This window comes from Paralysiella testudinis, from assembly GCF_016894345.1.
Classification (GTDB): domain Bacteria; phylum Pseudomonadota; class Gammaproteobacteria; order Burkholderiales; family Neisseriaceae; genus Paralysiella; species Paralysiella testudinis.
Map to the genome: position 1 here is coordinate 939,144 of NZ_CP069798.1, position 26,623 is coordinate 965,766.

27 protein-coding genes and 1 pseudogene are annotated in these 26,623 nt (G+C 56.5%); 22 read left to right on the top strand and 6 right to left on the bottom strand.

What is annotated here, in order from left to right; genetic code table 11:
* Positions 1 to 247: 247 nt before the first annotated feature.
* The 3 genes and pseudogenes from JQU52_RS04765 (at position 248) to JQU52_RS04775 (ending at position 2,700) form a co-directional block, all read left to right on the top strand.
* Positions 248 to 1,360, top strand: coding sequence for an acyl-CoA dehydrogenase family protein (locus tag JQU52_RS04765; RefSeq protein ID WP_230339997.1), 1,113 nt, complete (start codon positions 248 to 250; stop codon positions 1,358 to 1,360).
* Positions 1,357 to 1,518: pseudogene (gene rd, locus JQU52_RS04770) on the top strand (rubredoxin); the annotation flags it as partial. The gene JQU52_RS04765 and the pseudogene rd, both read left to right, overlap by 4 nt.
* Before the next feature lie 48 nt (positions 1,519 to 1,566).
* Positions 1,567 to 2,700, top strand: coding sequence for an FAD-dependent oxidoreductase (locus JQU52_RS04775; protein ID WP_268866637.1), 1,134 nt, complete (start codon positions 1,567 to 1,569; stop codon positions 2,698 to 2,700).
* 203 nt (positions 2,701 to 2,903) lie between these two features.
* Here JQU52_RS04775 and JQU52_RS04780 read toward each other — a convergent pair whose 3' ends face one another.
* Complete coding sequence (locus JQU52_RS04780; RefSeq protein ID WP_230339998.1) at positions 2,904 to 4,601, bottom strand: sigma-54-dependent Fis family transcriptional regulator; 1,698 nt, start codon at positions 4,599 to 4,601, stop codon at positions 2,904 to 2,906.
* A gap of 438 nt (positions 4,602 to 5,039) precedes the next feature.
* Here JQU52_RS04780 and JQU52_RS04785 point away from each other — a divergent pair, with 438 nt between their 5' ends.
* From JQU52_RS04785 to JQU52_RS04860, 16 genes are all read left to right on the top strand, one after another.
* On the top strand, positions 5,040 to 5,345 hold the full coding sequence (locus tag JQU52_RS04785; RefSeq protein ID WP_230339999.1) for a phenol hydroxylase subunit: 306 nt from the start codon (positions 5,040 to 5,042) through the stop codon (positions 5,343 to 5,345).
* Positions 5,346 to 5,383: 38 nt separating this feature from the next.
* The gene (locus JQU52_RS04790) at positions 5,384 to 6,397 is read left to right on the top strand and encodes an aromatic/alkene monooxygenase hydroxylase subunit beta (protein ID WP_230340000.1); all 1,014 of its coding nucleotides are present in this window, start codon (positions 5,384 to 5,386) and stop codon (positions 6,395 to 6,397) included.
* Positions 6,390 to 6,659 carry an MmoB/DmpM family protein gene (locus tag JQU52_RS04795; RefSeq protein ID WP_230340001.1) on the top strand — a complete coding sequence of 90 codons (270 nt, stop codon included), beginning with the start codon at positions 6,390 to 6,392 and terminating at the stop codon, positions 6,657 to 6,659. The genes JQU52_RS04790 and JQU52_RS04795 overlap by 8 nt, the downstream gene beginning before the upstream one ends.
* 46 nt (positions 6,660 to 6,705) lie before the next feature.
* Positions 6,706 to 8,208 carry an aromatic/alkene/methane monooxygenase hydroxylase/oxygenase subunit alpha gene (locus JQU52_RS04800; RefSeq protein ID WP_230340002.1) on the top strand — a complete coding sequence of 501 codons (1,503 nt, stop codon included), beginning with the start codon at positions 6,706 to 6,708 and terminating at the stop codon, positions 8,206 to 8,208.
* Between the two features lie 105 nt (positions 8,209 to 8,313).
* Positions 8,314 to 8,676, top strand: a complete 363-nt coding sequence (locus tag JQU52_RS04805; RefSeq protein WP_230340003.1) for a phenol hydroxylase subunit P4 — start codon at positions 8,314 to 8,316, stop codon at positions 8,674 to 8,676.
* An 11-nt stretch (positions 8,677 to 8,687) separates the two neighbouring features.
* A complete protein-coding gene (locus JQU52_RS04810) occupies positions 8,688 to 9,791 on the top strand; it encodes an NADH:ubiquinone reductase (Na(+)-transporting) subunit F (RefSeq protein WP_230340004.1) in 1,104 nt (367 codons plus the stop codon).
* 66 nt (positions 9,792 to 9,857) lie between these two features.
* The gene (locus JQU52_RS04815; protein ID WP_230340005.1) at positions 9,858 to 10,766 is read left to right on the top strand and encodes an acetaldehyde dehydrogenase (acetylating); all 909 of its coding nucleotides are present in this window, start codon (positions 9,858 to 9,860) and stop codon (positions 10,764 to 10,766) included.
* 19 nt (positions 10,767 to 10,785) lie between these two features.
* Positions 10,786 to 11,817 carry a 4-hydroxy-2-oxovalerate aldolase gene (gene dmpG / locus JQU52_RS04820; RefSeq protein WP_230340006.1) on the top strand — a complete coding sequence of 344 codons (1,032 nt, stop codon included), beginning with the start codon at positions 10,786 to 10,788 and terminating at the stop codon, positions 11,815 to 11,817.
* On the top strand, positions 11,814 to 12,605 hold the full coding sequence (gene dmpH / locus JQU52_RS04825; RefSeq protein ID WP_230340007.1) for a 2-oxo-3-hexenedioate decarboxylase: 792 nt from the start codon (positions 11,814 to 11,816) through the stop codon (positions 12,603 to 12,605). The genes dmpG and dmpH overlap by 4 nt, the downstream gene beginning before the upstream one ends.
* A gap of 23 nt (positions 12,606 to 12,628) precedes the next feature.
* Positions 12,629 to 12,820, top strand: coding sequence for a 2-hydroxymuconate tautomerase (locus JQU52_RS04830; RefSeq protein WP_230340008.1), 192 nt, complete (start codon positions 12,629 to 12,631; stop codon positions 12,818 to 12,820).
* Between the two features lie 66 nt (positions 12,821 to 12,886).
* Positions 12,887 to 13,231 carry a 2Fe-2S iron-sulfur cluster-binding protein gene (locus JQU52_RS04835; protein ID WP_230340009.1) on the top strand — a complete coding sequence of 115 codons (345 nt, stop codon included), beginning with the start codon at positions 12,887 to 12,889 and terminating at the stop codon, positions 13,229 to 13,231.
* Positions 13,232 to 13,255: 24 nt separating this feature from the next.
* Positions 13,256 to 14,182, top strand: a complete 927-nt coding sequence (locus JQU52_RS04840) for a catechol 2,3-dioxygenase (RefSeq protein ID WP_230340010.1) — start codon at positions 13,256 to 13,258, stop codon at positions 14,180 to 14,182.
* An 87-nt stretch (positions 14,183 to 14,269) separates the two neighbouring features.
* Positions 14,270 to 15,730, top strand: a complete 1,461-nt coding sequence (locus JQU52_RS04845; RefSeq protein WP_230340011.1) for a 2-hydroxymuconic semialdehyde dehydrogenase — start codon at positions 14,270 to 14,272, stop codon at positions 15,728 to 15,730.
* Between the two features lie 219 nt (positions 15,731 to 15,949).
* On the top strand, positions 15,950 to 16,735 hold the full coding sequence (gene dmpE, locus JQU52_RS04850; RefSeq protein WP_230340012.1) for a 2-oxopent-4-enoate hydratase: 786 nt from the start codon (positions 15,950 to 15,952) through the stop codon (positions 16,733 to 16,735).
* A 135-nt stretch (positions 16,736 to 16,870) separates the two neighbouring features.
* Entirely contained in the window at positions 16,871 to 17,770 is a 900-nt protein-coding gene (locus tag JQU52_RS04855) for a SphA family protein (RefSeq protein WP_230340013.1), read from the top strand.
* On the top strand, positions 17,731 to 18,015 hold the full coding sequence (locus tag JQU52_RS04860) for a hypothetical protein (RefSeq protein WP_230340014.1): 285 nt from the start codon (positions 17,731 to 17,733) through the stop codon (positions 18,013 to 18,015). Before JQU52_RS04855 ends, JQU52_RS04860 begins: the two co-directional genes overlap by 40 nt.
* 25 nt (positions 18,016 to 18,040) lie before the next feature.
* Here JQU52_RS04860 and JQU52_RS04865 read toward each other — a convergent pair whose 3' ends face one another.
* The 4 genes from JQU52_RS04865 to JQU52_RS04880 all read right to left on the bottom strand — a co-directional run bounded on the left by JQU52_RS04865 (position 18,041) and on the right by JQU52_RS04880 (position 22,883).
* Positions 18,041 to 19,147 (bottom strand): methyltransferase, encoded by a 1,107-nt coding sequence (locus tag JQU52_RS04865; RefSeq protein ID WP_230340015.1) that lies wholly within the window; start codon positions 19,145 to 19,147, stop codon positions 18,041 to 18,043.
* A gap of 180 nt (positions 19,148 to 19,327) precedes the next feature.
* Positions 19,328 to 20,020, bottom strand: coding sequence for a Bax inhibitor-1/YccA family protein (locus tag JQU52_RS04870; protein ID WP_230340016.1), 693 nt, complete (start codon positions 20,018 to 20,020; stop codon positions 19,328 to 19,330).
* Positions 20,021 to 20,237: 217 nt separating this feature from the next.
* Entirely contained in the window at positions 20,238 to 21,191 is a 954-nt protein-coding gene (menA, locus tag JQU52_RS04875; protein ID WP_230340017.1) for a 1,4-dihydroxy-2-naphthoate octaprenyltransferase, read from the bottom strand.
* Positions 21,192 to 21,209: 18 nt separating this feature from the next.
* The gene (locus JQU52_RS04880) at positions 21,210 to 22,883 is read right to left on the bottom strand and encodes an ABC1 kinase family protein (protein ID WP_230340018.1); all 1,674 of its coding nucleotides are present in this window, start codon (positions 22,881 to 22,883) and stop codon (positions 21,210 to 21,212) included.
* Positions 22,884 to 23,083: 200 nt separating this feature from the next.
* Here JQU52_RS04880 and JQU52_RS04885 point away from each other — a divergent pair, with 200 nt between their 5' ends.
* The 3 genes from JQU52_RS04885 to JQU52_RS04895 all read left to right on the top strand — a co-directional run bounded on the left by JQU52_RS04885 (position 23,084) and on the right by JQU52_RS04895 (position 25,233).
* The gene (locus JQU52_RS04885; protein WP_328301151.1) at positions 23,084 to 23,569 is read left to right on the top strand and encodes a C40 family peptidase; all 486 of its coding nucleotides are present in this window, start codon (positions 23,084 to 23,086) and stop codon (positions 23,567 to 23,569) included.
* A 12-nt stretch (positions 23,570 to 23,581) separates the two neighbouring features.
* Positions 23,582 to 23,797 carry a hypothetical protein gene (locus JQU52_RS04890; RefSeq protein WP_230340020.1) on the top strand — a complete coding sequence of 72 codons (216 nt, stop codon included), beginning with the start codon at positions 23,582 to 23,584 and terminating at the stop codon, positions 23,795 to 23,797.
* Positions 23,798 to 24,228: 431 nt separating this feature from the next.
* Positions 24,229 to 25,233 carry an IS110 family RNA-guided transposase gene (locus JQU52_RS04895; RefSeq protein ID WP_230340021.1) on the top strand — a complete coding sequence of 335 codons (1,005 nt, stop codon included), beginning with the start codon at positions 24,229 to 24,231 and terminating at the stop codon, positions 25,231 to 25,233.
* Between the two features lie 131 nt (positions 25,234 to 25,364).
* On the opposite strand, the gene sstT is transcribed toward JQU52_RS04895, so the two are convergent.
* Positions 25,365 to 26,585, bottom strand: coding sequence for a serine/threonine transporter SstT (gene sstT, locus JQU52_RS04900; protein WP_230340022.1), 1,221 nt, complete (start codon positions 26,583 to 26,585; stop codon positions 25,365 to 25,367).
* Positions 26,586 to 26,623 lie beyond the last annotated feature (38 nt).

Sequence of the window (26,623 nt, forward strand, 5' to 3'; positions counted from 1 at the left end):
CAAAGAAAATAAATAAATCATACAAGGCGGCGAGCCGCAGACAGTACAGCTGCAGACACTACAGATAGTATGGCTAGGTGGGTCAACGCCGTAGGATTATTTAGTTTCTTTGCGATATCTTATTCTTTCAGGCAGCCTTGAGAGGCAAACTTATCAAGGCTGCCTGAAAACCGGTGTACCCATACCCAAGCATGGCCATGCCGGGCTTGCGTATGCGTATCCCTGATTCGCATTAAGGCTTTACATCATGCTCACCACCGCCGTTTCTCCCGCCAACACCCAATTGCTTGCCGCTGTAGACACCATTGCCCGGCAAGACTTGCAACCCTTGGCACACCGCATCGACCGCGGCCATTACCCGTTGGAAATCATGGCCAAGCTGGGGCAAGCCGGGGCGTTTGCCGCCCATCTGCAAAGCCAAGGCTCGCGCTTCGATACCGCCATCGATGCCATGCAAATCGTGAGCCGTGCCTGCGGCGCCACCGGCTTTCTCACGTGGGCGCACCAGGTGTGCGGCCTTTATTTGGACGCCAGCGACAATCCGGCGCTGCGCGGCCAAGTGCTGAGCGACCACGCCTATGGCAAAACCTTTGGCGGCACCGCGCTTTCCAATCCGATGAAAACCTGGGCCAATATCGAGCCGATGCTGTTGCGCGCCAAAAAAGTGCCCGGCGGCTATTCGGTGAGCGGTGCCTTGCCGTGGGTGAGCCATATTGCTTATGGCCAGCATTGCGGCGCGGTGGCGCAAGTGGAAGGCGGCAAAGATCACGACATTATGTTTTTGCTGCGCTTGGACGAAACGCGGGTGAAGCTGGCGGCCTGCCCCGAATTTAGCGGCATGGAAGGCACCAGCACCTGGAGCATTCATTTAAAAGACTTTTTTGTCGGCAGCGACGACATCATTGCCGACCCGGCCAAGCCCTTTATCGCCCGCATTCGCGCCGCTTTTGTGCTGCTGCAAATGGGCATCGGCTTGGGCGTGGTGCAAGGCAGCATCGACGATATGCTCGAAGTGGCGCCGGTGTTGGGGCATGTTAATCAATTTTTGGAAGACCAAACCGGCAGCTTGCAATTGGCGCTAGACAAGGCCGAACAGCAAACCCGTCTATTAGCGCAAACCCCGTTTGAAACCAGCAAAGACTATTTGCTCGATGTGCTCGACTTGCGCATCCAAGGTGCCAAGCTCGGTTTGCAAGCCAGCCAGGCCGCGCTGCTGCACCAAGGCGCGCGCGGCTATTTGGCCAATGCCAACCCTCAGCGGCGCATACGTGAAGCGCAATTCGTGGCCATTGTTACCCCCGCCATCAAACACCTGCGCTATCTGGTGCAGCAAATCATGAGCGAGGAACTGCCCGCATGAGCCAGCCTGAATGGAAAAAATACATCTGCCGCGCCTGCGGTTTGATTTACGACGAAGCACTGGGCGACCCCGACAGCGGCATCGCCCCCGGCACCCGCTTTGCCGACATTCCCGCTGATTGGGTATGCCCCTTGTGCGGTGTGGGTAAGGCCGATTTTGAGCCTTATGTACCGCGCACACCCTTGGTGGCAGCCAACCCGGCGGTGATGCCGGTGGACAACGGCGGCGTGGTGGTCGTGGGCGGCGGCATGGCCGGCTGGGCGGTAGTGGAAGCCTTGCGTGCGTTGGATCAACACCTGCCGATTAAGCTGATTAGCGCCTGTGCGGCTGATCGCTACCACAAGCCCGAGCTATCCGTGGCCATCAGCCGCGGCAGAAACAGCCGCCAATTGGTGAAACAAAGCGCCGCCGATGCGGCACAAGCGCTGAATGTGCAGCTGTTGGCGCACACCTTTGTCATCAACATCGACAGCGCCGCCAAAACCATCCACACCACCCGTGGCGACTTCGGCTGGGATAAGCTGGTACTGGCCGCCGGAGCCACCCCGACGCTGCCTGAAACCTTGCCGCCCAGCTTATGCTGGCGCGTAAACCAACTGGGCAGTTTCGACAAACTGTTTGCCGTGCTGGCGCAAAAACCACAGCACGTGGCGGTGGTGGGCGCGGGCATGATTGGCACCGAGCTGGCCGAAGACATGGCGCGCGCCGGGCATCGCGTTACCCTAATCGATCGCACGCCGCATCCCTTGGGCGGCTTACTGCCGCCGCAGGCGGGCACAAAGCTTCAGGCAGCCTTGGCCGCACAGGGCGTGACTTATTTGGGGCAAACCCATGTGGAAAACCTGAGCCGTTTGGCCGACGGAAGCTACCAGCTACAACTGCAAGACGGCCGCGGCAACCCTACCGTGTTGCAGGCCGATCAAGTGGTGGCCGCCACCGGCTTAGCCATCGACAGCCGCCTGCCCGAGCGCGCCGGCGTATTGTTTCATCCACAACACGGCATTGTGGTGGACGAACACAGCCTGCAAACCAGCCAGCCGGATATTTATGCCTTGGGCGACTGTGTCGGCATCAACGGTCAAAGCTGCCGCTTTATCGCGCCCTTGCGCCGCCAAGCCGAAACCATCGCCGCCGAAATCACCGGCACCGAACACAGCGGCTATGAGCATACCGACCCGGTGGTGCGCCTGAAAACCCGCAGCGTGGGCGTGGAAGTGTTGGGCCGCCCGCAGCCCGGTGCCGCTTGGCAAGTAGAGGCCGATAATGCCGACGCCTTGGTGCTGTACCAGCCGCAAAGCGGCGGCCAAAACGCCAGAGTTACGCTCACCCTGCGCGGATAAATAAAACGGGATTGGCGAACGGCGTGATTTCAGGCAGCCCAAGGCAGGAGCGGGCTTTATGCCCGTGTGCATGGCTCGCCTGCCGATTTGTGCAGCCAAGTTGTGCTTATCATCAAAAAACGGTGGCCAATCCGTTTTAAAGGCTGAAAGATTATTGGCCTCATATAAGCTTTGCTTTCAGGCAGCCTTTATCGTTTGCAAATTCAGGGTTCCTGCATTTTTTTCATGCGATAGGCCAGTGCCGGGCGGGTGAGACCGAGGCGACGGGCGGCTTCGGAAACATTGCCTTTGCTCAAGGACAAGGCTTGCTGGATTAAGTCTTGCTCGAATTGTTCCAGCGCAAAATCGGCTTGCAGCAATTGTGCCAGCCAGCTTTGCCACTGCACGTTTTGGTTGCGTTGAATTTGTATTTTCCCTCTGATATCAAAGCCTTCTGCATTAAATGCGGTGTCGCTATTGCCCGGGAACAGGCTGGCCGAGGCGATGTGGTGGTTGTGGTCGGTGAGGATGACGCCGCGTTCAATTACATTTTCCAGCTCGCGGATATTGCCCGGCCAGTCGTATTGTTGCAGCAATTCCATGCCGCGATCGCTGATGCCGAGGATGCGCTTTTTGTATACGGTGCAGAATTTGGCCAGAAAATGTGCCACCAACAGCGGAATATCGTCTTTGCGCTCGCGCAAGGGCGGGATGCGGATGGGAAACACATTGAGGCGGTAGTATAAGTCGGCGCGGAATTTACCGGTTTGCACGGCCTGTTGCAAATCCTCATTGGTGGCGGTGACCACGCGCACATCAATGCTGCGGGTTTTGTGGTCGCCCACGCGCTCGTATTCGTTTTCTTGCAGCACGCGCAGCAATGCCGCTTGGGCGCGTGCCGACAATTCCACTACTTCATCCAGAAAAATGGTGCCGCCATGAGCGCGTTCGAACTTGCCCATGCGGCTTTGGTGCGCACCGGTAAAAGCCCCTTTTTCCACGCCGAACAATTCGGCTTCAATCAATTCCGGGGGAATGCAGGCGCAGTTGATGGCCACAAACGGCCCCTCGGCGCGCACGCTGCCCGCATGCAGGCTGCGTGCAAATGCTTCCTTACCGGCGCCGGTTTCGCCTTGCAACAGCACGGTAACCTTGCTCTGGGCGGCATGGGCCAGCAGGTTATAGGCTTGGCGAAACGGCTGCGATTCGCCAATGGCATTAAAAATTTTAAATTCGGGGTCGGTGCGCAAGGGCTGGCTGCTGCGCAGACGCACCAATTCAGTGCGCAAGGCGAAAAGCTCGTCTTGCACCGGGTCGGGCGTCATCGAGCGTTCCATGTCGGTGAGTTCGCCCCATGCTTCTGCCGGTTTGCCCACGATGCGGCAATGTTCGTGTCCCATGGCGGTACAAGCGGTTTCCTGATAGATGATGGCCTTGCCCATAAAATAACTGGTGTAGCCGCTGGCATAGCCCAGTAAGGTCCAGCACACCGGCTGATCGGACAGGCCGTTTCCGTGTGCGTGCACACCGGCTTCGTAAGAGTCGAACCAGTTGAAAACGCCGTGGTAATGCCCGGTTTCGATGTCAAATTGCAGCTCTATCGGCTCCACACGCACCATGCCGCGGATATTGTGCATCTGCGGCCCGGCCAGAAAAGCTTTTTCCGGGCTTAAATGCGGGCGTAGCTTGCGTGACACTTCGGCATCTTTGATGCCTGCCTGGTAGCCGAAGCGCATTAAAAACAGCTTGGCGCGCTCGCTGCCTAAAGAAGCAATCAAATCGGCTTTGAGTTGCGCCATCACGCTGGCGTCCACCAGCAGCATGCGCTGCTCGTTAAGCCAAATCTTGCCGTTGTCGGTATCGAACTTAATGGCTTGGATCAGGTCTTTGGCCGTGGGCAACTTGGGTTTGCTTGTCATCATGAGATGACGTTCTCCTCTGTATGAGATGACGTTCTCCTCTGTTTGTGTTCTGTTTTTCCGGCTTGGTGTTTGTAACTGCCGGTTTTGTAGGCCGCTGATGCGGCTTGGCTTTTTTCAGTATAGCGAGCATTACCCCCTGTCCGTCAATTATTGTGTGGCTGTGGCCGTATGCTGGCTCGGGCTGTCTGAACCGCTTATTTCATCATTTGATGAAATAAGCGGTTTTTGCTTGATGATATGGTGAAATTTTTCAGGCAGCCGCTAAGGTTTTGGCCGCAGCTTGCCATAAAATAAAAATAAATATTGATAAATATCAAATATCTAAAATGTATTTTTGCGCTTGGCATCGCGCATGCTATTCATCTGCCATGGCCAGCGGCGGCACTTTGGGTGCGGCTGTGTTATCCCGGCCACAATCCTTTAGCACAGGAAATACGCATGTCCGTAACCGCCTACACACCTGCCGGTGCCGCCTTGCCAGCGCTAACCAAATTTGTTCGCGTACGCAGCACTGCCGACGCCCGTTTTGTGGCATTCGACTTTGCCATCGGTGACCCCGCCCTGTTTGTGGAGCTGGTGATGCCGCCGGCGGCATTTGCCGACTTTTGCGCCCGCAATCAGGTGGTGCACATGAGTGAGGCGCAAATGGCGGCGGTGGACAGTGAGCTGGAGAAATGGCGTTATGGCGAAGACACGCTGATGTGCCACAACCACCAAAGAAATACCCAAGCAAACTCGGATTAAAACAAAACGCGGTCAGTCAATACCCAAGGAGAAACCGCATGACCCTAGAAATCAAAACCGCCGCCATTGAGCCTGTGCGCCACACTTATGCGCACATTGCCCGCCGCTTCGGCGACAAGCCGGCCACGCGCTATCAGGAAGCCACCTACGATGCACAGGCCACGGTGAATTTTCATTACCGCCCCTTGTGGATGCCGGACAAAGAGCTGAACGATGCCGGTCATACCGCTATTCAGATGGCCGACTGGTACGCCCTGAAAGACCCACGCCAGTTTTACTACGGCGCCTATGTGCAAAACCGGGCACGTATGCAAGAAGGCGCCGAACACAATTTTGCCTTTTTCACCAAACGCGACTGCGCCGCCCACTTGGGTGAAGCCGCTCGGCAGAAAATCATTTTCGGCCTGTTGCCGCTGCGCCATGTGGAGCAAACCGCCAACCTCAACCACATGAGCGGCGCCGCTTACGGCTACGGCACCGCCATCACCCAAGCCTGCCTGTATGCCGGCACCGACCGCTTGGGTATGGCGCAGTATTTGTCGCGCATCGGCCTGCTGTTGGACGACAACAGCGGCAGTTCGCTGGTTGAGGCCAAACACCGGTGGATGAGCGATGCCGCTTGGCAACCGCTGCGTGCCTTGTGCGAAAAAATGCTGGTTACCCGCGACTGGTTCGAGCTGCTGCTGGTGCAAACACTGCTGGTGGACAGCCACATCGGCCAGCTGTTTTACCGCCATTTCGACCAATGGCTCAGCGCCAACCAAGGCCGCGATGTGGCCATGTTGACCGAATTCGTGCAGGACTGCCTGCAAGACGTGGACAACTGGAGCGACAGCGTCATCAAACAAGCCGCCGCCGAGAGCGAGGCCAACCGCGCGCAATTGCAGCAATGGTTGGCGCAATGGCAGCCGCAAGTGGCCGCTGCTTTTGCACCGCTGGCCGAAGCCGTGCTCGGTGCCGCCGGACAAGCCGCGATGGCAGACGCCGCCGGTCAAATCAAACAACGCCAAAGCAAACTGGGTTTGGCCACAGAGGAGAACCAGCATGTCTAAAGTTTATTTGGCCTTGCAAGACAACGATATGTCGCGCTACATCGTGGCCGCCGTGGAAGCCGATAACCCCGGTGTGACCGTGATTTATCAACCGGCCATGGTGCGCATGGAGCGCGAGGACAGCTTGACGGTGCGCCGCAGCACGGTGGAGGCGCAATTGGGGCAAAGCTGGGATGTGCAGGAGCTGCACCTAAACCTGATTACTTTGGGTGGCAATGTGGAAGAAGACGACGAGGCGTTCAGCCTGAGCTGGGTACGTTAATTGGCTCACCGCAATCATTAATAAAGAAACCCAAGGAGAAATCAACATGGCTGCCAAATTAAATCTGAAAGACAAATACCGCTTACTCACCCGCGATTTGGACTGGGAGTTTTCCTATCAAAATCGCCAAGATGCCTTTCCTTATGAAGAATTTGAAGGCATCAAAATCACCGACTGGTCCAAATGGGAAGACCCTTTCCGCCTCACCATGGATGCCTACTGGAAATACCAAGCGGAAAAAGAAAAAAAGCTCTATGCCATTTTTGATGCCTTTGCACAAAACAATGCGCAAATGAATGTATCCGACCCGCGCTACCTGAACGCCATCAAGATTTTCCTCACCGGCGTAACCCCGCTGGAGTATCAGGCTTACCAAGGTTTTGCCCATGTGGGGCGGCAGTTTGGCGGCATCGGTGCGCGCATTGCCTGCCAGATGCAGTCCATCGACGAATTGCGCCATGTGCAAACGCAAATTCACGCCATGAGCCACTACAACAAGTTTTTCGACGGCTTTCAAGATTGGAGCCACATGCATGATCGCGTGTGGTACTTGTCGGTGCCCAAGTCTTTCTTTGAAGACGCACGCTCGGCCGGGCCGTTCGAGTTCTTGGTGGCCATCAGCTTCTCGTTTGAATACGTGCTCACCAATTTGCTGTTTGTGCCGTTTATGTCCGGTGCCGCCTACAACGGTGACATGGCCACCGTTACCTTTGGTTTCAGCGCCCAATCCGACGAGGCCCGCCACATGACCTTGGGCTTGGAAATCATCAAATTCCTGCTGGAACAGCATGAAGACAATGTGCCCATCGTGCAAAAGTGGATTGACAAATGGTTTTGGCGTGGCACGCGGCTGCTGGCGATTGTGGCGATGATGATGGATTACATGCTGCCCAACAAAGTGATGTCGTGGCAGGAAGCGTGGGAAGTGTATTTCGAAGAAGCCGGGGGTGCACTGTTTAAAGATCTGGCCCGCTACGGCATCCGTGCGCCCAAGTATGCCGAAGTGATTGAAAAAGAAAAAGAGCATATTTCACATCAGGCTTGGTGGATTTTCTACAACTTCGGCCATGCCGCCGGTTTCCATACTTGGATTCCCACCGATGAAGAGCTGGATTGGCTGAGTGAGAAATACCCCGATACTTTCGACAAATACTACCGTCCGCGTTGGGAATTGGCCAAGCAAATGGCTGCCGAGGGCAAGCGGTTTTATTCCAGCGGCCTGCCGCAGCTGTGCCAAGTATGCCAAGTGCCGATGGGCTTCACCGAAATGGCAGACGATCCCGGCCAAATCAGCTACCGCAGCGCCGAATATCAAGGTGAGCGCTACCACATGTGTTCCGACGGCTGCCGTGACATCTTTTTGGACGAGCCGGAAAAGTTCGTACAGGCTTGGCTGCCGGTGCATCAAATCCTGCAAGGCAATTGTGGCGGCTCCGACTTGGAGGAAATGTTGCGCGATTACTACCGCATGAATGTGGGCGCCGACAATATGGATATGGTGGGCTCGCCAGACGAAACACGTTGGCAGAAATGGAAAGGTGCAGCCTAGTTTCTTTCAGGCAGCCCCAAATCAGCAAGGCTGCCTGAAAGCGCAACGGTACTGCCGTCACCCGCCATCAGAACAAGCCCAATCGATATTTTGAGGAGCAACACCATGCCCGTACACGCTATCACCCCCGACTATCGCGGTGAAGTACGCGATGCACAAGCCCGCTTCGGCGGCAATATTCTGGTCTACATCGGCTGGGACGAACACCTGCTGTTTTGTTCCGCCAAAACCTTTCCGCTGCCGTCTGCCATGACTTTCGCCGAACTCAAGGCCAATGTGCTGCCGCAAGGCTTTGCACAACACCCCGATTTCGCCCACATCAATTGGGACACGGTGCAGTGGCAATTGAATGGCCGCACGCTACAAGCACAAGACGACCAGACCTTGGCCGAGCTGGGCTTCGATCACAAAAGCCTGTTGCGCTTCAAAACCCCCGGCCTAAACGGCTGGCGCGGCACCGGCGTGTAAGGAGCGGGCGCATGAGTTACCAAGTTACCGTAGAGCCCACCGGCGAAATGATTGAAGTGGACGACGGCCAAACCATATTGGATGCGGCGCTGCGCCAAGGGGTGTGGCTGCCGTTTGCTTGTGGCCACGGCACCTGCGGCACTTGCAAGGTGCAGGTGTTGTCCGGCTTTGCCGACGTGGGCAACGCCTCATCGTTTGCATTGATGGATGTGGAGCGCGACGAAGGCAAGGTCTTGGCCTGCTGCTGCAAGCCCGAATCGGACATGACCATTGAAGCCGATGTGGATGTGGACGCCGATTTCCTTGGCTATCCGGTGGAAGACTACCGTGCCACCGTGGCCGCCATCGAAACCCTGTCGCCCACCATCAGAGGCATCGCCTTCAAGCTGGATCGTCCGATGCGCTTTCAGGCCGGACAATACATCAACCTGCACATTCCCGGTGTGGAAGGCACGCGCGCGTTTTCGATTGCCAACCCGCCCTCGTGCGCCGACCCCTCGTGCGCCGACCCCTCGTGCGCCGACCCCTCGTGCGCCGACAAAGTGCTGCTGCATGTGCGCAAAGTGGCCGGTGGTGCCGCCACCGGCTGGCTGCACGAGCAATTACAAGTGGGTGATGTGCTGGATTTGTCCGGCCCGTATGGCCAGTTTTTCGTGCGTAAATCCGACAGCCAAGACGTGATTTTTATTGCCGGCGGTTCTGGTTTGTCTAGCCCGGAAGCCATGATTCTGGACTTGTTGGAAACAGGTGACGGCCGCCAGATTTACTTATTTCAGGGTGCGCGCAATCTGGCCGAGCTCTACCACCGCGAACGCTTCGAAAGCTTAGCGGCGCAGCATACCAACTTCCACTACATTCCGGCGCTGAACGATGTGCTGCCGGAAGATGCGTGGCAAGGCTTCAGCGGTTTTGTACACGAAGCCGTAATCCAGCATTTCAACCATCGTTGCAGCGGCCACAAAGCCTATTTGTGCGGCCCGCCGCCGATGATTGACGCCGCCGTTACCGCGCTGATGCAAAGCCGCTTGTTCGAGCGCGACATCCACATGGAGCGGTTTGTTACCGCTGCCGATGGTGCCGCCGCCAGCCGCTCGGCCTTATTTAAAAAGATTTGATCCGGCTGTTTTCAGAACATCAAGGCTGCCTGAAAAGCATACCAACCCATTAATAAGGAAACCGTTGTGAATCAAAAATTAAAAGCCGCCATCATCGGGCCGGGCAACATCGGCACCGATTTACTGATGAAAATGCAGCGTTCGGATTGGGTGGAGCCGGTGTGGATGGTGGGCATCGACCCCGAATCGGAAGGCCTCAAACGCGCCCGCGACATGGGCATCAAAATTTGCGCTACCGGCGTGGATGGCTTGCTGCCGCATGTGCTGGCCGACGACATCCGCATTGCCTTCGATGCCACCTCGGCCTATGTGCATCCGGAAAACAGCCGCAAGCTCAATGAATTGGGCGTATTGATGGTGGATTTGACCCCGGCGGCCATCGGCCCATTCTGCGTGCCGCCGGTGAACCTCAAGCAACACGCCGCCAAGCTGGAAATGAATGTGAACATGGTTACTTGCGGCGGCCAAGCCACCATTCCGATGGTGGCCGCAGTATCAAGGGTACAGCCGGTAGCCTATGGTGAAATCATTGCCACTGTGTCATCGCGTTCGGTGGGGCCCGGCACCCGCGTCAATATCGACGAATTCACCCGCACCACCGCCAGTGCCGTGGCTTCGGTGGGCGGTGCCGCCAAGGGCAAAGCCATCATCATCATCAACCCGGCCGAGCCGCCGTTGATGATGCGCGACACTGTGCACTGCCTCACCGAAACCCGTCCCGATGAAGCGGTCATCACCGCTTCGGTGCACGCAATGGTGCAGTCGGTACAGCAATATGTACCCGGCTACCGGCTGGTGAATGGCCCGGTGTTTGACGGCAACAAGGTGTCTATTTTTCTGGAGGTGGCCGGGCTGGGCGACTTCTTGCCCACCTATGCCGGCAATCTGGACATCATGACCGCCGCTGCCTTGCACACCGCCGAAATGTTTGCCCAAGAAGCCGCCAGCGGTGCCATTGCGCTGCCTGTGCGCTGAACCAAAAGGGAATAGCCAAATGAATTTATCCGGAAAAAAAGTCATCCTGCACGACATGAGCCTGCGTGACGGAATGCACGCCAAAGCCCACCAAATCAGCTTGGCGCAAATGGTGGCAGTGGCCACCGCACTGGACGAGGCGGGCATGCCGCTGATTGAAGTCACCCACGGCGACGGCTTGGGCGGCGCTTCGCTCAACTACGGCTTCCCCGCCCACAGCGATGAAGAATACCTGCGCGCGGTGGTGCCGCAAATGAAACAGGCACGCGTATCGGCATTATTGCTGCCCGGCATCGGCACTGTGGATCACCTGAAAATGGCGGTGGATTGTGGCGTGTCCACCATCCGCGTGGCTACCCATTGCACCGAGGCCGATGTATCGCAACAACACATCGGTATGGCCGCCAAAATGGGGCTGGATACCGTGGGCTTTCTGATGATGGCGCACATGGCCGACGAAGCCACCTTGCTGCAACAGGCGCGGCTGATGGAAGGCTACGGCGCCAACTGCATTTATTGCACCGATTCGGCCGGTTATATGCTGCCTGAAGAAGTGAGCCGCAAGCTGGGCGCTTTGCGGGCAGGCTTGCAGCCGCAAACCGATCTGGGCTTCCACGGCCACCACAATTTGGGCATGGGCATTGCCAATTCGCTGGCAGCGATAGCCGCCGGCGCCGACCGCATCGACGGCTCCGTGGCCGGGCTGGGCGCCGGGGCGGGCAATACGCCGTTGGAAGTTTTTGTGGCCGTGCTGGAGCGCATGGGTGTGGAGCACGGCACCGACTTATATCGGGTGATGGACGTGGCCGAAGACTTGGTGGTGCCGCTGATGGATCACCCCATCCGCATCGACCGCGATGCCCTCACCTTGGGCTATGCCGGGGTGTACTCCTCTTTCTTGCTGTTTGCCAAGCGCGCCGAGAAAAAATACGGCGTGTCCGCGCGCGACATCTTGGTGGAGCTGGGTCGGCGCGGCACCGTGGGCGGGCAGGAAGACATGATTGAAGACTTGGCACTCACCATGGCCAAACAGAAAGGATTGCCGCTATGAGCACACTCACCGCCGCCCAAATCGAAGCCTTGGCCGAACACTTGGAAAACGCCGAATTGCAGGCGTATGAAGTGACCAAAATCACCGACGACTATCCAAACATGGATTATCAGGACGCCTTCGACATCCAATGGGCCATCCGCCGCCGCAAAGAGGCCCACGGCCACAAAATAGTGGGCATGAAAATGGGGCTCACCTCGTGGGCGAAAATGAGCCAAATGGGCGTAGAACATCCGTGTTACGGCTTTTTGGCCGATTACTTCAGCGTGCCCGAAGGCGGCGACATCCGGCACAGCGAATTAATCCACCCCAAAATCGAAGCCGAGCTGGCCTTTGTAACCCGTGCCGACTTGCAGGGTTCCGGTTGCCACATCGGTGATGTGTTGGCGGCCACCGACTTTGTGATGCCCGCCATTGAGGTTATCGACTCACGCTATAAAGATTTCAAATTCGATTTAAAAAGCGTGATTGCCGACAACTCCTCTTCCAGCCGTTTTATCACCGGTGGCTGTATCAAACCGGTAGCGGCGCTGGATTTGAAAAACCTAGGTGTGGTGATGGAAATCAACGGCCAAGTGGTGCAAACCGGAGCAGGTGCCGCAGTGCTCGGCCACCCGGCGGCTTCGGTGGCCATGTTGGTCAATATGCTGGCCGAGCGCGGCGAATACCTACCCGCCGGCAGCTTTGTGATGATTGGCGCCATCACCGCCGCGGTGGCGGTGGCCCCGGGCGACAGCTTTAACGTGCGCTTCCAGGATTTGGGCAGCATAGGCGGGCGCTTTGTCTGAACCGATTTTTGAAGGAGAGCAATATGCCGATTATTCAGGTTCACATGATGGAAGGGCGAAGCGATGCGCAAAAAGAAGCGCTGATTGCCGAAATCACCGCTGCCGTGGTGCACGCATTGGGTGCGCCGAAGGAGTCGGTGCGGGTGTTGATCGACGAAATGCCCAAACAGCATTTCGGCATTGGCGGCGTATCGGCTAAGGCGTTGGGGCGTTAGCCTTTCAGGCTGCCTGAAGAAAGTCGATCCACCCTAGGCTGCCTGAAACGTGGCGAGGAGCAAATTATGGGCTTTCACGTTTGCATCAAGGAGCACGGCAATGCCGCAACCTGCTTGCGCAACATCGAGGTGGCCGAAGGGCAAAGCTTGCTGGCCGCTTGTGAGCGCAGTTGCCAAACGGCCATTCATGTCGGTTGCCGTGGCGGCGGCTGCGGCGTGTGCCGGATACAGATTTTGTCCGGCCGCTACCGCCACAAGGCCATGAGTAAAACCCACATCAATGCGCAAGACTTGGCCGCCGGCATGGTGTTGGCGTGCCGGGTGTTTCCCGAAAGCGACATGGAAATCGTGCCGCAACAAACCGCAGTAACCCGCAACCCATTTATGGAAAACGGGCATAACAATAGCTAGAAAACCACCCCAAGGAGAAACAACATGAAAAAAGGTGTAATGCGTCCGGGGCATGTGCAATTGCGCGTGCTGGACATGGCTGAGGCGGTAAAACATTACCGCGACTTGATGGGCTTGATCGAAATGCACACCGATGAGGCCGGCCGGGTGTATTTGAAAGGCTGGACCGAAGTCGACAAATTTTCGGTGGTGCTGCGTCAGGCCGATGAAGCGGGTATGGATTTTATGGGCTTCAAAGTGGTGGACGAAGCCACACTGGACAGCTTGCGCCAAGAGCTGGAGGCCTTTGGCGGGCTGGATGTGAGCGAAATTCCGGCGGGCGAGCTGGCCGGTTGTGGCCGTCGCATCCGCTTTACCGCGCCCACCGGCCACGTATTTGAGCTGTTTGCCACCAAGGAGCAGCCGGGCAAATACGGTGTTGGTCACCACAATCCCGAAGCCTGGCCGCGCGATGTGGGCGGCATGCGCGCCACCCGTTTCGACCACTGCTTGCTTTATGGCGACGATTTGGACAACACCCACAAACTGTTTACCGAAGTGCTGGGCTTTGATTTGGCCGAACAAGTGCTGGATCCCGCCGGCAACCGTGTGGCACAGTTTTTAACCACATCCATGAAAGCGCACGATGTGGCCTTTATCAAACACGGGGAAAAAAACAAGCTGCACCATGCCTCGTTTTATCTGGACACTTGGTACGATGTACTGCGTGCGGCCGATTTGATTGCGATGACCGATACCTCCATCGACATCGGCCCCACCCGCCACGGACTCACCCACGGACAAACGATTTATTTTTTTGATCCATCCGGCAACCGCAACGAAGTATTTGCCGGTGGTGATTATTTCTACAGCGACCATCCGGTCACCACTTGGGATGCCGAGCAATTGGGCAAGGCGATTTTCTACCACGACCGCGTGCTCAACGAGCGCTTCCTTAGTGTATTGACCTGAATACTCTCAGCAACACCGAGGCTGCCTGAATGCCTTTCAGGCAGCCTTGATGAATACCCCGCCGGGTTTTAGCCAAGGAAAAACAGCATGCAAGAATTCAAACATTTTATTAACGGCCAGTATGTGGCTTCCGCCAGCGGCAAAACCTTTGCAAACCGCAGCCCGGTAGACAACAGCCTTATCGGTATGGTGCACGAGGCCGGTCGCGAAGAAGTGGATGCCGCCGTGGCCGCAGCACGCGCGGCGCTGGCCGGGCCGTGGGGGCAGCTCACCCAAGCGCAACGCATCCAACTGCTCAACAAGGTGGCCGAGCGCATCAACGAGCGCTTCGACGATTTTCTCGAAGCCGAATGCCGCGATACCGGCAAACCCAAAAGTATGGCCAGCCACATCGACATCCCGCGCGGTGCCGCCAACTTCAAGGCTTTTTCCGAAACCCTGGCCAACCACCCCACCGAAGCGTTCCGTTTGGACACGCCCGATGGCTTGGGTGCCGTGAACATCGGCCACCGCACCCCCAAAGGCGTGATTGCGGTGATTGCACCGTGGAATCTGCCCTTGCTGCTGATGACTTGGAAAGTGGGTCCGGCGCTGGCCTGCGGTAACACCGTGGTGGTGAAACCCTCGGAAGAAACCCCGGCCACCACCACCTTGCTCGGCGAGGTGATGAACGAATGCGGCGTGCCGCCCGGTGTGTTCAACGTGGTACACGGTTTTGGCCCCAATTCTGCCGGTGCTTTCCTCACCGAGCACAACGGCGTGAATGCCATCACCTTTACCGGAGAAACCCGCACCGGCGAAGCCATCATGAAGGCCGCCGCCGTGGGTTTGCGCAATATTTCGCTGGAATGCGGCGGCAAAAACCCGGCCATTGTATTTGCCGACTGCGATTTGGAAAAAGCGGTGGAAGGCACCATGCGTTCGGCTTTTGTCAATTGCGGTCAAGTGTGTTTGGGCACCGAACGCGTGTATGTGGAGCGGCCACTGTTTGCCGATTTTGTGCGGCGCATGAAAGAAGCCGCCGCCAAACTCAAGCCCGGCCGCCCCGCTGACGCAGCGGCCAATTTCGGCCCGCTGATCAGCCACGAACACCGCGATAAAGTGCTGTCGTACTACCAGTTGGCAGTGGCGGAAGGCGCCACCGTGGAAATTGGCGGCGGCGTGCCCGACATGGGCGCGGCGCTGAATGCGGGCGCTTGGATCGAGCCCACCATTTGGACCGGATTGGCCGACGATGCGCGCGTGGTGCGCGAAGAAATCTTCGGCCCTTGCTGCCACATCCGCCCGTTTGACAGCGAAGAAGAAGTGATTGCGTTGGCCAACAACACCGATTACGGTTTGGCCGCCGCCATCTGGACCGAAAACAGCAGCCGCGCCATGCGCGTGGCCGAACAGATGGAAGCGGGCATTGTGTGGGTGAACAGCTGGTTTTTGCGCGATTTGCGCACCGCCTTTGGCGGCGCCAAGCAGTCCGGCATTGGCCGCGAAGGCGGCGTGCACGGGCTGGAGTTTTACACCGAGCTGAAAAATATCTGCATCAAAATGTGAATAAGACAGGCTGCCGGTGCCTTGAATGGATTGATGCCGTAGGCCGGATTCTTGAATCCGACGCTTGAGCTACGCATGGCTTTCCCCGCAACGCTTATTAAACATGGTAGCCCTGTACCTGAAGCTGATTCGATTTTTACAAATTGGCTATCAGCCAATCTGAATTTGATTAAATTTTTTCAGGCAGCCTTTGCGGCAGCTTGAACACGGGAGCGCAACATGACCCAAGACGACATCCAACATTACGGCAATATACTCTACCAAGCCATGCAAAGCCGCCAGCCCATCCGCCCACTCACCGAGCAAGCGCCCGACATCAGCATCGACGACGCCTACCAAATTTCGCTGCGTTTTTTGCAGCACCGCCTTGATGCGGGCGAGCGCATCATCGGCAAAAAAATCGGCCTTACTTCCAAGGCCGTGCAAGACATGCTGAAGGTTAACCAACCCGATTTCGGCTACCTCACCGACAAAATGGTGTTCAATCAAGGGCAGGAAGTGCCGGTGAGCCAGCTATTGATGCAGCCGCGCGCCGAGGGTGAAATCGCCTTTATCCTCAAAAAAGACTTGCAAGGCCCCGGCATCACCGCCGCCGATGTGTTGGCCGCCACCGAAGCGGTGATGCCGTGTTTTGAAATTGTCGATTCACGCATTGAAAACTGGCAAATCAAAATCCAAGACACCGTGGCCGACAACGCTTCTTGCGGCGTACTGCTGTTGGGCGACACCGCCGTGAGCCCGCGCCAAGTCGATTTGGCCACCTGCGGCATGGTGGTGGAGAAAAACGGCCGCGTTATCAGCACCGGCGCCGGTGCCGCCGCCTTGGGCAGCCCGGTCAATTGCGTGGTGTGGCTGGCCAACACCCTAGGGCGTTTCGGCATCGGCCTGAAAGCGGGCGAAGTGATTTTGTCCGGCGCCTTGGTGCCGCTGGAGCCGGTGGCGGCGGGTGATGTGATGTCGGTATCCATCGGCGGCATCGGCGGCGCTTCGGTGCGGTTTAGTTAAACCCTTATTTGTATTTGACACAGGCGTTGCCAATTGCTGGTTTCGTTTGTGCTAAGGCTGCCTGAAAGCCTGTTCAGGCAGCCTTAGCACAAACTCCTCAAACAATAAAAACCCATTATCAACAAAGGAAAACACATGAACCCAAACACCTGCAAATGGCTGCTTTTGCTGGGACTGAGCCCGGTTGCCGCATGGGCAGCCGAAGGCGGCGCATCCATCTACCCGCACGGCGTGGAAAACTTTATGGCCGGCGCCTTGCCGCCGCCGGGCGTATACGGCATGCTCTACGGCAACCATTACCGTGCCGGCCGCCTCAACAATGCCGATGGCGACAACGCCCATGTGCCCGATTTCCGCCTGCGTGCCAATGTGTTGGCACCGCGGCTGATTTGGGTTACCCCGCAAAAAGTGCTCGGCGGTGATTTGGCGCTACACGCCATCGTGCCGCTGGTGGACTTGAACGTGCGTGCCGCCGGGCAATCGCAACACAAAACCGGCATCGGCGACATCACCGTGGGCGCGGCGCTGGGCTACCACCACAGTGAAAAGCTGCACAGCATTGCCGCGCTGGATGTCTATCTGCCCACCGGCGCATACGATAAAAAAGATTTGGCCAATATCGGCCACAATCACAGCGCCATCGAGCCGGTGTACGCCATTAGCTATATCCAGCCCAAAGGGCTGAATGCCGATGCCAAATTCGGCTATATTATCAATCAGCGCAATAAAGATACCGATTATCGCAGCGGCGATGAGCTGCATGCCGATTATTCGGTGGGTTGGGCGTTTGGCAATGGCTGGACGGCGGGTGCGGGCGGCTATTGGATGCAGCAAACCAGCGCCGACCAGCAAAACGGCGAGCGCCTACCCAACAGCAAAGGCAGCGCTTTCGCACTGGGGCCTTCGGTTAAATACGACAGCGGCAAAGGCTGGTTCGTTACCGCCAAATGGCAAAAAGAATGGCAGGCCAAAAACCGCCCGCAAGGCAACGCGGTGTGGGTGAAAGCGGTGATGCCGCTCGGCGGCAAGCATTGATACGGCTCCGTATTAAACATCAAATCCGCCAAAATATTATTTTGGCGGATTTTTTCCGTTCAGGCAGCCCGAGACCTTTGCGAAATTTTTCTAAATTAATGAAAAATGCTCAAATCTGTCATTCCGGCGTAGGCCGGAATCCATTGTTTGCTAATAAATTAATTTTGAATCAATTCATTATGTTTAAAGATATGGATTCCGGCTTACGCCGGAATGACAAACTGGAAAGGTTTTTTGCAGACTAAACGGCATTTTGCAAAAGTCTCAGCCTTATTGTGGCACCAGCCGCCACAGCGAAGTGGTTTCGCGGCTGCGGGCGTGGTGTAGGGGGTCGTGTTGGCGCTGTGCTTTGGCGTGTTGCGGGCGGGTGTGGCTGTGGGCGGCTACGGCCAAACCGGCGTCGGCAAACCATTGGGCAAGTGCGTTGGCGGGGCGCAAGCCGAGGTGTTCGGCCAGGTCGGACATAATCAGCCACAGCTCGCCGCCGGGGTTGAGGCGGGCGGGTGCTTGAGCCAATAGGGCGTGCAGCATGGCGTGGTTGGGGTCGTAGAGGGCGGTTTCGATGTCGGCACCGGGCTTGGCGGGCAGCCACGGCGGGTTGCACACAATCAGGTCGGCACTGCCTGCGGGCAGTAAGTCGGTGGCGTTAATCTGTACTTGGGCACTGTAGCCTAAACGCCGGATATTGGCGCGTGCGGCGGCCACGGCACGCGGGTTGCTGTCGGTGCCGATAATATGGGCAATACCGCGTCGAGCCAAAATGGCAGCCAGCACGCCGCTGCCGGTGCCGATGTCCCACGCTGTTTGCGTGTGCGGCGGCAAGGGGGCGCTGGCGAGCAAATCCAGATATTCACCGCGCAAAGGCGAAAACACGCCAAACGGTACGTGGATATGCGCGCCGCCCAAGGCGGGCACGGGCACGCCTTGTTTGTGCCATTCGTGGGCGCCGATAAAGCCGAGCAGGGCGTTGAGCGGCAGCAGAAACGGCGTTTCGTTGGCGCTGCCGTACACATCGGCCAAGGCTGCCTGAACATCGGGCGCGCGGCCATTGGCAAGCATAAAGCCGGGCTGCACTTCCAGCAGCAATAAGTTGAATAGGCGGCTGTGTTGTGATTGTTGCAGGCGGTGGCGGTGGAAATCGGCGGCAGGCTTGCTGTGGCTGCGCACGCGTTTTTTGATGGCCGCCAGCAATTGCTTGCCTTGGTGGTAGTCGCCGCGCCAAAGTAGGGCGGTGTTTTGGTGTATCAGGCTTAAGGCTTGCTCGGCGCTGATTTGCGCCACCGCTTCAATGCGCTGCGGCGGCTGATGGCGGCTTTCGCTGCGCCAAGCGGCACTGTGGCATTCGCCGTGTTCTTGCCAAGATAAAACGGGATTCATGGGCGGGGTTTCTATGGTGTTATACCCATTCTAAAAAAATAAGATAACAAGGCGGCAAGCCGCAGACAGTACAAGTAGTACGGCAAGGCGAGCCAACGCAGTTAGGTTATTTTTTAGAATTGGCAATAAAAAGGCTGCCTGAAACGGTTTCAGGCAGCCTTATGCGTTAATCAATGTACTTTAATCATCACCGGCAAACGCCAGCAAAATACGCAGCAGGCTGCTGAAGATATTGTAAATTGAGATAAAAATGGTGAGTGCGGCGCTGATGTGGCTGTCTTCGCCGCCGTCGATGACGGTTTTGATTTGCCACATAATCAGCAAAGAGCTAAAAATCACAAAGCCCGCGGCAATAGTGAGTGAGAGCGCGGGGATGTGCAAAAACAGGTTGGCCACCACGCCCACCATCAGCACCACTGCGCCCACCATCAAAAAGCGCCCCAAGGCATTCATATCGGCTTTGGTGCGGCGCGCGGCGGCGGCCATCACCAAAAACACCCCGGCAGTCATCGCCGCGGCCATGGCCACGAGCTTAGTGCCGTTGGCAAAACCGGCGCTGTATTGCAGGATGGGGCCGAGCATAAAGCCCATGCCGAAGGTGAACACCATCAACAAAGCCACACCCACATTGCTGTAGCGGTTTTTTTCAATCGCAAAACACATGCCGTAGAAAAAGGCGAAAAAGGCAATGATGGTGACCCAAAAATTGCCCATCACGGCGGCAAAATTAAACTGGCTGCCAAAATAGGCACCGGCGATACAGGGCAAAAAGGCCAGCCCGAGCAGGCCGTAGGTTTTGCGCAAAACGGTGTTTTGCGGCTGCACGGCACCACCCAGCTGGGTGTAGTCTTGAACATTGCGTTGCGGCTGCATACGGTATTCTCCCTTGATTACAATGTGGTTAGGTATGAAAGCGCTAGGGTGGGCATTGTAGCACAGGCAGAATACCTGCCCACGGCTGTTTTGGGTTTCAGGCAGCCTAGGATGGATTACTTTCTTCACGCCGTCTTTCAGGCAGCATGAGATGGATTACTTTCTTCATGCCGCCTTTCAGGCAGCCTGAGATGGATTACTTTCTTCATGCCGCCTTTCAGGCAGCATGAAACGAACCCATTGCCAGTGCATTGGCACCCACCCACAGCAGGATAAACAGGCTCAGTTGCGCCAATTGGCGGTTGTATTCGTGCGGTCGTTGTGGCGCGCTTCGCAGGGCGTGGTCATGATGACGGTAAAACAACAGCAAAGCGCTGGCCAGCAAAATGGCCGCCATGGGCGGCAGGCTATGGTATAGCCACACGCCCCAGCTGGCGGCGGCCAAGCCCAATAAAACCGCATGGTACCGACCGGCGCGGCGCAGGCCGAGGCGGGCGGCTATGGTGTGTTTGCCGGCAGCCAAATCGGTGGGGATGTCGCGCATATTATTGATGTTGAGCACGGCTGTGCACCACAGCCCCAGCGCATTGGCTGCTGCCACGGCAGGCCAAGTAATGGCTGCGCCGTAGAGTACGCTGCCGCCCAACACGGCCAGCAGGCCGAAAAACAGCCACACCGCCGCATCACCCAAGCCGACATAGCCATAGGGCCGGTGTCCGGCGGTGTAAGCCCATGCCGCCAACAGCGCCAACGTGCCCAACAGCAGCCACAGCCACCACTGTGCCGCCCAGCCGTGCAGTGCGGGCAGGCTGATGGCCAGCAACCACAAGCCGCTGGCCATACACAGCAAGGCGCACCCAAGCAGGGCGCGGCGCATGTGCAACGGTGCAATCAGCCCGGCGGCCACCGCCCGCACGGGGCCGTGGCGGCGTTGGCGATCGGCACCGTGTGCGGCATCGCCGTAATCGTTGGCCAGATTGCTGAATATTTGCAGTAAAACGGCGGTGCTGAGGCTGGCGATAAACAAGGCTGCCTGAAACACCTGCTGCTGCCACGCCAGCATGGCTGCGGCCAGCATGGCGGCACCGGCCAGCGGCAGGGTGCGCAAGCGCAGGGCGGCCAGCCATACGGTGATACGGGCATGAGGGTGGGGATTGGGTTGGGACGGCATGGTTGCAATAGCAATAAATCAGTGTTTGCCGGAGCGCCAAATCGACCAAATCACCCACAGGCTGTTGGCAAAGGCGAGCAAATAGCCAATCAGGCCGAAAAAGGGCAGGCCGAAGAGTTTGGGGCCGGCATCAATGTTCATCACGATGGAGGAGCCCACAATCAGCGCGGCGGTAACGATGCCCATGGTGAGGCGGTTGGTGATGCGGTCGAGCTGGGTGTTGAGCTGCTCCAGCCGTTTGATGTCCAGATTAATGCTGAATTGGCCTTTTTGAATGCGGCGGCTGAGGCGCAGCACGTTTTGCGGCATTTCATCCAGCACTTGGGTGAGCATTTGCGTGTGCATCTTGCTTTTGCGCCACACATGCCCCGGTTGCAGGCGGTGGCGCATGATGTTGCGCACTATCGGCTTGGCGTGTTGCAGCAGCTCGAATTCGCCGTCCAGCCGTTTTACCACGCCCTCCAGTGTAATCAGTGCTTTAAACAGCATTACCAAGTCGGGCGGCAGAGTGAGCTCGTGGGTGCGCATGATGTGGGTGATGTCGTTAATCACCTGGCTGATGCGCAAGTCCTTCATGGCGGTGTGTTCGTAGTTGAGCAGCATTTCCATCACATCCGCGCCCAGCAGGCTTTCGTCGGGCAAATCGCCCTGCGCCCAATTGCTGAGTACATATTGCATGGCAAATTGGTCGCGCTGCATCAAGGCGTTGATTAAAGAAATAATTTCACGGCGGCGGGTGGCGCTGAGGTGGCCCACCAAGCCGAAGTCGATTAGGGCAATACGGCCTTGGGCGTTCACAAAAATATTGCCCGGGTGTGGGTCGGCATGGAAAAAGCCGTGCTGCAAAATCATGCCCAATAAGGCGTCGGTAATGTGGGTGGCCAGCTGCCGCCGTGCTTCGGCGGGCAGGGTTTCCAGTGCCAAATCATTCAGTAAAGTATCGTCAATGTATTCTTGCACCAGCAGTTGGCGGTTAGAATACGCGGCGTACACCTTGGGAATGCGGATAAAAGCGTGGTTTTCGTAGGCGCGGCCAAAGCGCTGTAAATAGCGCAGTTCCACCGATAAATCGGTTTCTTTGGCCAGCGAGCGGGCAAAATAGTGCAGCATTTGCACCGGATGGTAGCGGCGCGATTCGGGAATTTCGGTTTCAATCAGCTGTGCAATATGGGTTAAAATACGTAAATCTGCAGCGATGGTGGCATCGATGTCTGGCCGCTTCACTTTTACCGCCACCACTTCGCCGCTCACCAACACCGCGCGGTGTACTTGGGCAATCGAAGCGCTGCCGATGGGCTGCGGGTCGATATGGCGGAATACTTCGCCCAATGGCTGTTGCAGCTGGCTTTCGATGAGGGCGAGGATGTCGGCGCTGGCAATCGGGCGCACATTGCTTTGCAAATGTTCGAACTCTTCCGTCCATTCTCGGCCAAAGATGTCCACACGGGTAGACAATACCTGCCCGAGTTTGATAAAAGTAGGCCCTAATTCTTCAAAGGCACGCCGGAAACGCTGCGGTGTGCTTAAATAACGGTGCTGTTGTGCTGCCGCTTGCGCCTGTTTGTCCTGCCAGGGCTTGCCCGACAGGCGCAGGCGCTGGATAAATTCGCTTAAACCGTAGCGTGCCAAAATGGCCGCGATTTCGCGTAAACGGGCCAAATCGCCCATGGCGGCAAAAGCAGATTTGCTCATGTTTCGGTTTCACTCTCGTTAACGGGGGCTGCGACGGCACAGCATAACACAAGCGCCTTCGCCACTGCGCTGATTGAAGCGGCTAAATAGCCCTTTCAGGCAGCGTTTGTTGTGCGCAAAAGTAAATGGATTTGCGAATGAAATGGATGCATAAGTGGATAACGTTGGCAACAGCTTGCCTGTGCGCCGGCGTTTTTTATGTGGCACCGGTACATGCGGCGCCGGAAGGTTTGGACAATGCCGCCTTGGAGCGGCTGATTAACGACAAAACCGGCTCGCAAGCCAGTAGTGGCGATGATGCTGGCGATTTGATTATGAACGCCATGGGCTTGCTGGGCGTGGCTTACCGCTTTGGTGGCAATTCACCGGTGAGCGGCCTTGATTGCAGTGGTTTTATGCAATACATTTTCAAAAAGAGCATGCGCGTGAATTTGCCGCGTACCTCTTCGGAAATGGCTACCGTGGGCCGGGCGGTGAGCCGTGGCGATTTGCAGCCGGGCGATATGGTGTTTTTCAGCCCCGGCGGGCGGCGCATTTCGCATGTGGGCATGTATATTGGCAACGGACGTATGGTACACGCGCCGCGCACCGGCAAAAATATTGAAATCACCAGCATAGACAGCGGCTACTGGGCGCGGTATTACACCACCGCCCGCCGTGTCAGCAATAGCGACCGTTTCCGTTAGGCGGGGAATAATATGAGTATGCCCGCAATGCCGGTGTGGCTCGACGAGCAAGGTCGCACCGTGGCCTGCACCGAAAAAATCAAAGTGATGCAGGAAAACATGCAGGAGCTGTTTCAAATGGCGCAAGATGCGTTTGAAGATGGCCTGCTGATGGGCTGCGCTGAGGCACAACTGCGTGCGTATTTGCAGGCGTTGGCTGCTGGTGTGGAAAATCCGTATCGCTCGTAAGTTTTTGATGCTTTTCAAAAATAATACCAATTCTAAAAAATAAGATAACAAGGCGACGAGCCGCAGACAGTACAGCTAGTACGGCAAGGCGAGCCAACGCAGTTGGGTTAATTTTTAGAATTGGTATAAGCTTAAAAATAAAGCAGTTTGGCAGATACGCGTAGGTCGGATTCTTGAATCCGACGTTTGGCCAAAGCGATGCAAGAGCCTTGTTCTGTAAACAAGTGTCGGATTCAAGAATCCGACCTTGTATCTCTCAAGCGGTGAGTAAAACGCGTATTATTCCCGCCCCGTATGGCAGCAAACTGTATCCGACCCAAGTGCCCGACACTGAAATGTAGATAACACTGCCATACACCTCATCCTACAATCTGAATGGTATCCAAGTGCGCGGCAGCGCCCGCAAGACACTGCATAAATAAGGATAGATTATGATGAACTTCCAAGTATTGGGCATCGACATCAGCAAAAACAAATTAGATTGTGCTCTTATCCGCGACATTGGCAGCAGTAAAATCAAAACCAAAGCATTGCCAAACCACCTCCAAGGCTTTAACCAACTGACAGAATGGCTGTATAAAAACATCGGTGAAGACTTAAGCCTACTCAAAATTTTCATGGAAGCCACCGGCGTTTACCACGAAGCATTGGCAGAGTACCTGCATAACAAAGGCATCGCCGTTTATCTGCTTAATCCTGCCGACAGTGCCCATTATGCCAAATACGACAGCTTGCACAAAACCGATAAGGCTGATAGCCAGTCACTGGCCAGAGCCGGTATTGACCGCCTCATGCACCACAAAGTACGCCAATGGCAGCCTGCTGCACCCCACATCAAGCGGCTCAACGCACTACTAGCCCGTCTAGATGCGCTGCAAAGCGATCTGCAGCGTGAAGACAACCGCATGGAGAAAGCCGGATTCAGCGCTGTTCCCGAAGCGGTCAGCCAGTCCATCAGCACCATGCAGACCAATTTGAAGCAGCAGATCAGCACCATCACACAGGAAATCGAACAACATATTGACCGGCATCCTGATTTGAAAAAAGACCGTGCTTTACTGCGCAGCATACCCGGTGTAGGTGAAGTGGTTTCATTGCGCATGGTTGCGCTCTATCATAGCAAACATTTTACCTCCGCCTCGCAAATGGCTGCCTATTTGGGATTGGTGCCGAAAAAACGGGAATCCGGCAAACACAAAGGCAAAGCCATGCTTTCCAAGCGGGGCAGTTCGGTCATACGAGCTAAGTTGTATATGGCTGCGGTGGTTGCAAAAACGTGGAATCCGGATATTAACGCGCATTACCGCAGACTGAAAGCCAGAAACAAAACGGAAATGCAGACCATCGGCGCAGCGATGCGCCGCTTGGTACAGATTTGCTTTGGTGTGTTGAAGCACCAATGCGAATATCAGGCCAAAATAACCATTGCGGCTTGATGCGAGAGATGGTATCTACGGGCTTATCGCCAGTAAGTTTGGCGGCGTATCTGAAAAACACAGCCAAAAAAGGCTGCCTGAAATGATATTCAGGCAGCCTTTTGATTTGCGCGTGTATTGCGTACCCAGATTTAAACCCCGCTGTTGCGGCGTTCGCCCAAATCGGCAGCGGCGGTAAACAACACATCGGTGGAGGAGTTTAGCGCGGTTTCGCACGAATCTTGTACCACGCCGATAATAAAGCCCACCGCCACCACTTGAGTGGCCAAATCGTTGCTGATGCCAAACAGGCTGCAGGCCATGGGAATCAGCAGCAGCGATCCGCCGGGCACGCCGGAAGCCCCGCAGGCACCAATCGCGGCCAATAAGCTCAACAGCAGCGCTGTGGCGATATCAACTTCAATACCCAAGGTGTGTACCGCTGCCAGTGTAAGCACGGTGATGGTGATGGCGGCACCGGCCATATTGATGGTGGCACCCAGCGGAATAGACACGGAATAGGTGTCTTCATGCAGCCCTAATTTTTTAGCCAAAGCCATGTTCACCGGAATATTGGCGGCGGAGCTGCGGGTGAAAAAGGCGGTGAGGCCGCTTTCGGCCAAGCAGGTGAACACCAGCGGGTAGGGGTTGCGGCGGATTTTGGCAAATACAATCAGCGGATTTATCACCAGCGCCACAAACAGCATCGCCCCCACCAATACCGCCAGCAATTTGGCGTAGGCCAGCAATTCGCCAAAGCCGGTGGTGGCAATGGTGGAAGCCACAATGCCAAACACACCAATCGGCGCCAAGCGGATAACCCAGCGCACAATTTTGGTAATCGCCTCGGCCAGCTCATTCAGCATGACTTTGGCCGGTTCGGCGGCATGGCGCAGCGCAATGCCCAGCAACACCGCCCAGGCCAGAATGCCGATGTAGTTGGCAGTGGCAATCGCGTTAAACGGATTGTCTACCAAGCGCAGCACCAGCGTTTTGAGCACCTCAACAATGCCGGAAGGCGGGGTTTGGCTGATTTCGGCGGTCACCAGTGTTAAATTGGTGGGAAACATAAAGCTGGCCAATACCGCCACCAGCGCTGCGGCAAAAGTGCCCAGCAAATAAAGCAGCAAAATCGGCTTGATATAAACCTGATTGCCGGTTTTATGCTGCGCAATGGCCGAAGCCACCAGCACCAATACCAACACCGGTGCCACCGCTTTGAGCGCGCCCACAAAAAAGTCGCCCAGCAAGCCCACCGATTTGGCACCTTGCGGCCATACCGCTGCCAGCGCAATACCCAGTATTAAACCGATCACAATCTGCCACACTAGGCTGCCGTTCATATAGGCCGTGGCCAAACGTTTCAAAGACATCTGCGTTCCCGTGTTGTGTTAAAAAATGTTTATTCTAG